This window comes from Streptomyces sp. NPDC029044 (assembly GCF_040637495.1).
Classification (GTDB): domain Bacteria; phylum Actinomycetota; class Actinomycetes; order Streptomycetales; family Streptomycetaceae; genus Streptomyces.
On the sequence record NZ_JBEZWN010000072.1, the window covers coordinates 26,997 to 33,278 of the forward strand.

General features: G+C 74.1%; 5 protein-coding genes. 2 read left to right on the forward strand and 3 right to left on the reverse strand.

Annotation, left to right across the window (positions count from 1 at the left end; all coding sequences use genetic code 11):
• Positions 1 to 121 precede the first annotated feature (121 nt).
• The gene (locus AB0E85_RS34410) at positions 122 to 2,263 is read left to right on the forward strand and encodes an MMPL family transporter (RefSeq protein WP_361935765.1); all 2,142 of its coding nucleotides are present in this window, start codon (positions 122 to 124) and stop codon (positions 2,261 to 2,263) included.
• Between the two features lie 327 nt (positions 2,264 to 2,590).
• Here the strand turns inward: AB0E85_RS34410 and AB0E85_RS34415 are convergent, their stop codons facing one another.
• Together AB0E85_RS34415 and fmt are read right to left on the reverse strand one after the other, a co-directional pair.
• Positions 2,591 to 4,018: a transcription antitermination factor NusB gene (locus tag AB0E85_RS34415; RefSeq protein WP_361935768.1), complete on the reverse strand. Its 1,428-nt coding sequence runs from the start codon at positions 4,016 to 4,018 to the stop codon at positions 2,591 to 2,593.
• Between the two features lie 111 nt (positions 4,019 to 4,129).
• Positions 4,130 to 5,062, reverse strand: coding sequence for a methionyl-tRNA formyltransferase (fmt, locus tag AB0E85_RS34420; protein WP_361935771.1), 933 nt, complete (start codon positions 5,060 to 5,062; stop codon positions 4,130 to 4,132).
• A gap of 328 nt (positions 5,063 to 5,390) precedes the next feature.
• Here fmt and AB0E85_RS34425 point away from each other — a divergent pair, with 328 nt between their 5' ends.
• Complete coding sequence (locus tag AB0E85_RS34425; protein ID WP_184843756.1) at positions 5,391 to 5,942, forward strand: hypothetical protein; 552 nt, start codon at positions 5,391 to 5,393, stop codon at positions 5,940 to 5,942.
• A 105-nt stretch (positions 5,943 to 6,047) separates the two neighbouring features.
• On the opposite strand, the gene AB0E85_RS34430 is transcribed toward AB0E85_RS34425, so the two are convergent.
• Positions 6,048 to 6,282, reverse strand: a 235-nt coding sequence (locus tag AB0E85_RS34430) for a hypothetical protein (protein ID WP_361935774.1), incomplete at its 5' end; no start/stop codon positions are given.

Genomic DNA, 6,282 nt, shown 5'->3' on the forward strand with positions numbered 1-6,282 from the left:
CTCCGGGGGTTGTGGGCATCGGTCCCGGGTGGTCATGGTTGTCCGCCGGCTGCGGGCCGCCTGTGGCTGGTCGCGCAGTTCCCCGCGCCCCCTATCGGGTGGCCCCGCGGAGGGGGTGGTCATGAAACAGGGTGTTGCGCATCTCGTGTGCGGGCGGCGGGCCAAGTGGCTCGTGCTGGTCTTCTGGGTGGTAGTGCTGTTCATCGCCGCGCCGTTCGCCATGAAGCTGACCGACGCCCAGGACAACGACGCGGCGTCCTGGCTGCCGGGGTCCGCGGAGTCGACGCAGGTGCTGGAGATCTCCGAGGACTTCCGGCCGGAGCAGATCCCGGCGGTGGTGATCTACGCGCGGGACAGCGGCCTGACGGCGCGGGACCGGGCGGAGATCGCCGAGGACGTCTCGCAGCTCAAGCAGCTGCGTGACCACGGCATCATCGGTGAGCAGACGCGGGGGCCGGTGTTCGACCGGCAGACCGATCCGCGGGCGGCGCAGGTGTTCGTGCCGATCCTGATGGACGAGGAGGGCTGGGAGCGGATCTCACCGGCCGTGGAGTCCATCCGGGACGACGTCGGGACGGGCGGCGGCGGGCTGAGCGTGCACATCACCGGCCCGGGCGGCACCTCGGCGGACTTCGCGGAGGCCTTCGAGGGCATCGACTCGACGCTGCTGTTCGCGGCGATGACCGTCGTCATCGTCATGCTGCTCATCACCTACCGCAGCCTGACGCTGCTGCTGGTCCCCCTGGTCGCGGTGGTCTGCGCGCTGTTCACCTCCCAGGCGCTGATCTACGTGCTGGCCGAGCACGCCGGCCTCACGGTCAACGGGCAGAGCGCCGGCATCCTCACGGTGCTCGTCTTCGGCGCCGGGACGGACTACGCCCTGCTGCTGGTCGCCCGCTACCGGGAGGAGCTGCGCCGCCACGAGGACCGGCACGAGGCGATGGCCCTGGCCCTGCACCGCGCCGGTCCTGCCGTGCTCGCCTCGGGCGCGACGGTCGTCCTGAGCATGCTGGTGCTGCTGACCGCCGAGATGAACTCGACCAGCGGCCTGGGCCCGGTCGCCGCGATCGGTGTCGCCGTCGCCCTGCTCGCGATGATGAGCCTGTTCCCGGCGCTGCTGGTGATCTTCGGCCGGTGGATCTTCTGGCCGGTGGTCCCGCACCTGGGCTCCCCCGAACCGACCGAGCGCGGCATCTGGGCGCGCACGGGCCGCCGTATCGCCCGCCGCCCTCGCATGACCTGGGCCGTCACGGCGCTCGCCCTGGCGGTCTGCTCCCTGGGCCTGATCCAGTTGCGCGCGGAGGGCATCGGCAACGCGGACGCCTTCACCGGCGAGCCGGACTCCATCACCGGCCAGGAGGTGTCCGCGCGCTACTTCCCGGCGGGCAGCGGGGATCCGCTGGTCGTCGTCAGCAACCAGGCGCAGGCCGTTCAGGTGGGCCGCGCGGTCGCCGGGACTCCGGGGGTGGTCCCCCAGTCCCTCGGTCTGCCGCCCGGCACGAAACCGGCCTTCGAGGGCAAGGTCCTCTTCGAGGCCACCATGACCGCCCCGGCGGACAGCGAGGCCGCCAAGCAGACGGTGGAGCGGGTGCGGGACGCCGTGCACGCGGTGCCGGAGGCCGACGCCCAGGTGGGCGGCGGTACGGCGGCCCTGCTCGACATGGACGAGGCGACCACGCACGACAACGTGCTGATCATCCCGCTGGTGCTGGTGGTCGTCCTGCTGATCCTCTGCGTCCTGCTCCGGGCCCTGATCGCCCCGCTGCTGCTGATCGGCACGGTGATCCTGTCGTTCACGGCCGCCCTCGGCATCAGCGCGCTCGCGTTTCGGTACGTCTTCGACTACGCGGGCGAGGCGACCGACTTCCCGTTGTTCGTGTTCGTGTTCCTGGTCGCCCTGGGCATCGACTACAACATCTTCCTGACCACCCGCATCCGCGAGGAGGCGGCCCGCCAGGGCACCAGGCCGGGCGTGGTCACCGGCCTGGCCGCCACCGGCGCGGTCATCACCTCGGCGGGCCTGGTGCTGGCCGGCACGTTCGCGGCCCTCGGCACGCTCCCGATGGTGGCCTTCGCCGAGATCGGCTTCGCGGTCGCCCTCGGCGTCCTCATCGACACCTTCATCGTGCGCTCGGTGCTGGTGACGTCCCTGTTCATGGACGTCGGCCCGAAGGTGTGGTGGCCGCACCGGCTGGCCCGCGAGGACGGCGGTGCCGCAGCCCGGGAGAGCGCCGGGGCGCGGGTCAGCCGCTCCGGCGGATGAGCACCGGGGCCCGGGTCAGCCGGTCCGGCAGATGAGCACCGGGGCCCGGGTCAGCCGGTCCGGCAGATGAGCACCGGGGCCCGGGTCAGCCGGTCCGGCAGATGAGCACCAGGGCGCCAGTCAGCCGGTCGAACGGATGAGCACCGGGGCGCCAGTCAGCCGGTCGGCAGATGAGCACCGGGGCCCGGTCAGCCGGTCCGGCAGATGAGCACCGGGGCGCAGGTCAGCCGGTCCAACGGATGAGCACCAGGGCGCGGGTCAGCCGGTCCGGTGGATGAGCACAGGGCGCCGGTCAGCCGCTCCAGCGGATGGGCACCAGGGCGCCGGTCAGCCGGTCCGGCGGATGAGCGCCAGGTACATCGCGTCGGTCCCGTGCAGATGGGGCCACAGCTGCACGTCGGGCCCCTCGCCGAGGTCCGGTACGCCGGGCAGCAGCGGCCGGGCGTCGACGAGGTCGGTGTCCGGGTGCTGTTTGAGCACGTCGGCGACGACGGCCCGGGTCTCGGCGAGGTGCGGCGAGCAGGTCGCGTAGCCCACGATGCCGCCGACCCGCACGGACTCCAGGGCCGTGCGCAGGAGCCCGCGCTGGAGCGGCGCGAAGCCCTCCAGGTCCTCCGGGCGGCGCCGCCAGCGTGCCTCCGGGCGGCGCCGCAGGGCACCGAGGCCCGTGCACGGTACGTCGACCAGCACCCGGTCGAAACTGCCGGGCCGCCACGCCGGACGGGTCCCGTCGGCGGCGATCACCTGGTACGGCCCGGGGTTGCCGTCCAGGGCCCTGGCCACCAGCCCGGCGCGATGGGTCTGCTTCTCGGAGGCGACCAGCAGCGCGCCCCGCTCGGCGGCCAGCGCGCCGAGCAGCGCCGCCTTGCCGCCGGGTCCGGCGCATCCGTCCAGCCAGCGCCGGTCGGGCCCGTCCAGGGGCGCGCCCGCGAGGGCGATCGCCACGAGCTGGCTGCCCTCGTCCTGCACGCCCGCGCGCCCGTCCCGCACGGCGGCGATGGCACCCGGCTCCCCGCCCTCGGTCAGCCGCACGGCGTAGGGCGACCAGCGCCCGGGCACGGCGGCGTCCTCGTGGAGCAGCTCCTCGGCGGTGGCCCGCCCGGGCCGCGCCACCAGCGTCACCTCGGGCCGCTCGTTGTCGGCGCGCAGCAGCTCCTCCACGCCGTCGCGCCCGCCGCCGAGGGAGTCCCACAGCGCGGACACGACCCACCGGGGATGCGAGTGCACGACGGCGAGATGGTCCTCGGGGTCGTCCTCGTAGGGCGGCGCGACCCGCTCAAGCCAGCCGTCCAGATCGTCCTGCGCGACCTTGCGCAGCACGGCGTTGACGAACTTGGCCCGGCCGTCGCCGAGCACGACCCGGGCGAGTTCGACGGTGGCGGACACGGCCGCGTGCGTCGGGATCCGTGTGCCGAGCAGCTGGTGCGCGCCGAGGCTCAGCACGTCCAGCACCGGCGGATCGACCTCCCCGAGCGGCCGGTCCACGCAGTGGGAGAGGACCGCGTCGTACGTCCCCTGCCGCCGCAGCGTCCCGTACACCAGCTCGGTGGCGAGCGCCGCGTCCCGGGCGTCGAACGTCTCGGGCCCCTCCTTCTCCCGCGCCTTGCGCAGCAGGGGCGGGAGTACGAGGTTGGCGTAGGCGTCCCGCTCGTCCACGGCCCTCAGGGCCTCGAAGGCGAGGATGCGGACGGGGTCCTTCTTGGGCCGGCGGTAGGGCTTGCCTGACGTGCGGGCTCGACGGGGCTGTTCGCTCACGAAAAAGGTGCTCCGGGGGTGAGAAGAAGTGCGCCGTCCAGCCTACGCCGCCGGGATCCGTCCGTGACCGGCAGCGGGGCGGCAAGCCGGGTGGCCGGGGCCGCTCCGGCGTCAGTCCCCGAGCCGCTCGCCCTCCCCGATGCGCACCCCACGGGCCCAGTCCGCCGCCCGCATCGGCTTCTTGCCCTGGGCCTGCACCCACAGCAGCTCGACGCCGTGGGAGCCGGTGCCTGCGTGCACGCTGTTCTTCCCGGCGGCGATCTGCCCGGGGGCGAGGTCCGTGCGGTCGGGCACGGGGGCGACCTGGATGAGCTTGAGCCGCTCACCGCGGAACGTGGTCCAGGCGCCGGGGGCCGGGGTGCAGCCCCGCACCATCCGGTCGACGCGCAGCGCGGGTGCGTTCCAGTCGAGGTGCGCGTCCTCGACGTTGACTTTCGGGGCGAGGCTGATCCCGTCGGCCGGCTGCGGAACGGCCTTCAGCGTGCCGTCCTCGATGCCGTCCATGGTCGCCGCGAGCAGCCCGGCACCGGCGAACGCCAGCCGGGTCAGCAGGTCCCCGCTGGTGTCGGTGGCCCGGATCTCCTCGGTCACCGTGCCGTACACCGGCCCGGAGTCGAGCCCCTCCTCGATCAGGAACGTCGACGCCCCGGTGATCTCGTCGCCGGCCATGATGGCGTGCTGCACGGGCGCGGCACCGCGCCAGGCCGGGAGCAGGGAGAAGTGCAGATTGACCCAGCCGTGCGCGGGGATGTCGAGCGCGACCCGGGGCAGCAGGGCTCCGTAGGCGACGACGGGACAGCAGTCCGGTCCGATCTCCCGCAGCCGCTCCAGGAACGCGGGGTCTTTCGGCTTCGCCGGCTTCAGTACCTCGATCCCGGCCTCCTCCGCCCGCTCGGCGACGGGCGACGCGACGAGCCTGCGTCCGCGCCCGGCCGGTGCGTCGGGCCGCGTGACGACGGCGGCCACCTCGTGCCGTCCGGAGGCGAGCAGAGCGTCCAGGGCGGGAACGGCGACCTCGGGTGTACCGGCGAAGACGAGCTTCATGGGGTGGTGGGGGCCTCTCGGGGCGGGAATCGGACGGGCAGCGCCCAAGTCTATGAGCCCGGGGCGGAAAGCCGCCGACGGCACTCAGCCCCCCAGGCGGGCTCGGCCACGTGAACGACCGCCACGGGCGGTGCGCGGGCGGGAGACGAGCGCCGAAGGCCGAAGGCCAAGGCGCACACCCCGCGCAAACGGGCGCACGCATATGCCCCCGCGCCCCCACACCGTGACCAGCGGAGCGAATCCGCGTTGGTCAAGACAGAGTTGACCACACCGGGCCGCGATCGCGGCCCATTCCTTTCATCTCATCGCCGGTTCGAGAGGCTTGTTCATGGCCGACCACGCAACCCACGACGCCCAGGCTCGGGCCAGCCTGCACTTGCTGGTGCGGGACATCGAGCGGGTCCGCCGGCAGGTGGACGCACTGCGCACACTCACCGCCCAGTTGGGCAACGTCTACCGCCCGCGCCGCTCCGGCCCCTCCACGGGCTTCGTCGTCTACGGACGCGCCCCCGCCCCGACGGTGCGCCTCGCCCAGGAGCTGCGGGACAGTGTCGAAACCCTGGTCACAGCGGCCGTGGACTTCGACCGCTCACTCGGCTTCTCGTGGGACGCGGTCGGCTCTGCACTCGGAGTCACCAAGCAGGCGGTCCACCGCCGTTACGGCTCCCGCCGGGCCACGGCCCCGGCGGCCACGCCCGAGCCGGAGCGCACACCGGAGCCGACACCCGCGGCCGGCCGCGCGGTCAATGTGACCACCGGCCTGCCCACGGTCCCGACGGTCCCCGCGGCCCGGTCCATGCCCACCCAGCCGACAGCCGGCAGCCCCGCTCTCCGCGACGAGGCGAGGCCCACGGCTTTCCCCGGCCCGCGCAACGGCTGACGCGCCTCCGCCCTGCCCTCCCGGTACGCCCCGGGAGGGCAGTCGCGCATCCGGCCGATGACCAGGCACCCGTCCGAGGGGACGACCGCCGTCACAGGCCACGCATCACCCGATGTCGGGCGGGTCGACCCGCACCCACACAGCGGCCCCGCTCCCCCGGGCGGCCATCCGCGCGGCCTGCGCGTTCTTGAGCGCGGTTGCCAGCGCGGCGCCCCTGCCCGGCGGCACCCGCAGCAACGCCCGCTCCCACTGCTCCGCGGGCGGCGGCGCCCCCGCCCGCCGCCCGGCGAGGGCGGCGCGGCCCGGGCGGCGGAGACGAAGCAGCCCGTCGCGGCGTGAA

Coding starts and splice junctions, on each gene's coding strand:
- AB0E85_RS34425 (WP_184843756.1), top strand. CDS start 5,391: ATGGCCGACCACGCAACCCACGACGCCCAGGCTCGGGCCAGCCTGCAC.
- fmt (WP_361935771.1), bottom strand. CDS start 5,062: ATGAAGCTCGTCTTCGCCGGTACACCCGAGGTCGCCGTTCCCGCCCTG.
- AB0E85_RS34410 (WP_361935765.1), top strand. CDS start 122: ATGAAACAGGGTGTTGCGCATCTCGTGTGCGGGCGGCGGGCCAAGTGG.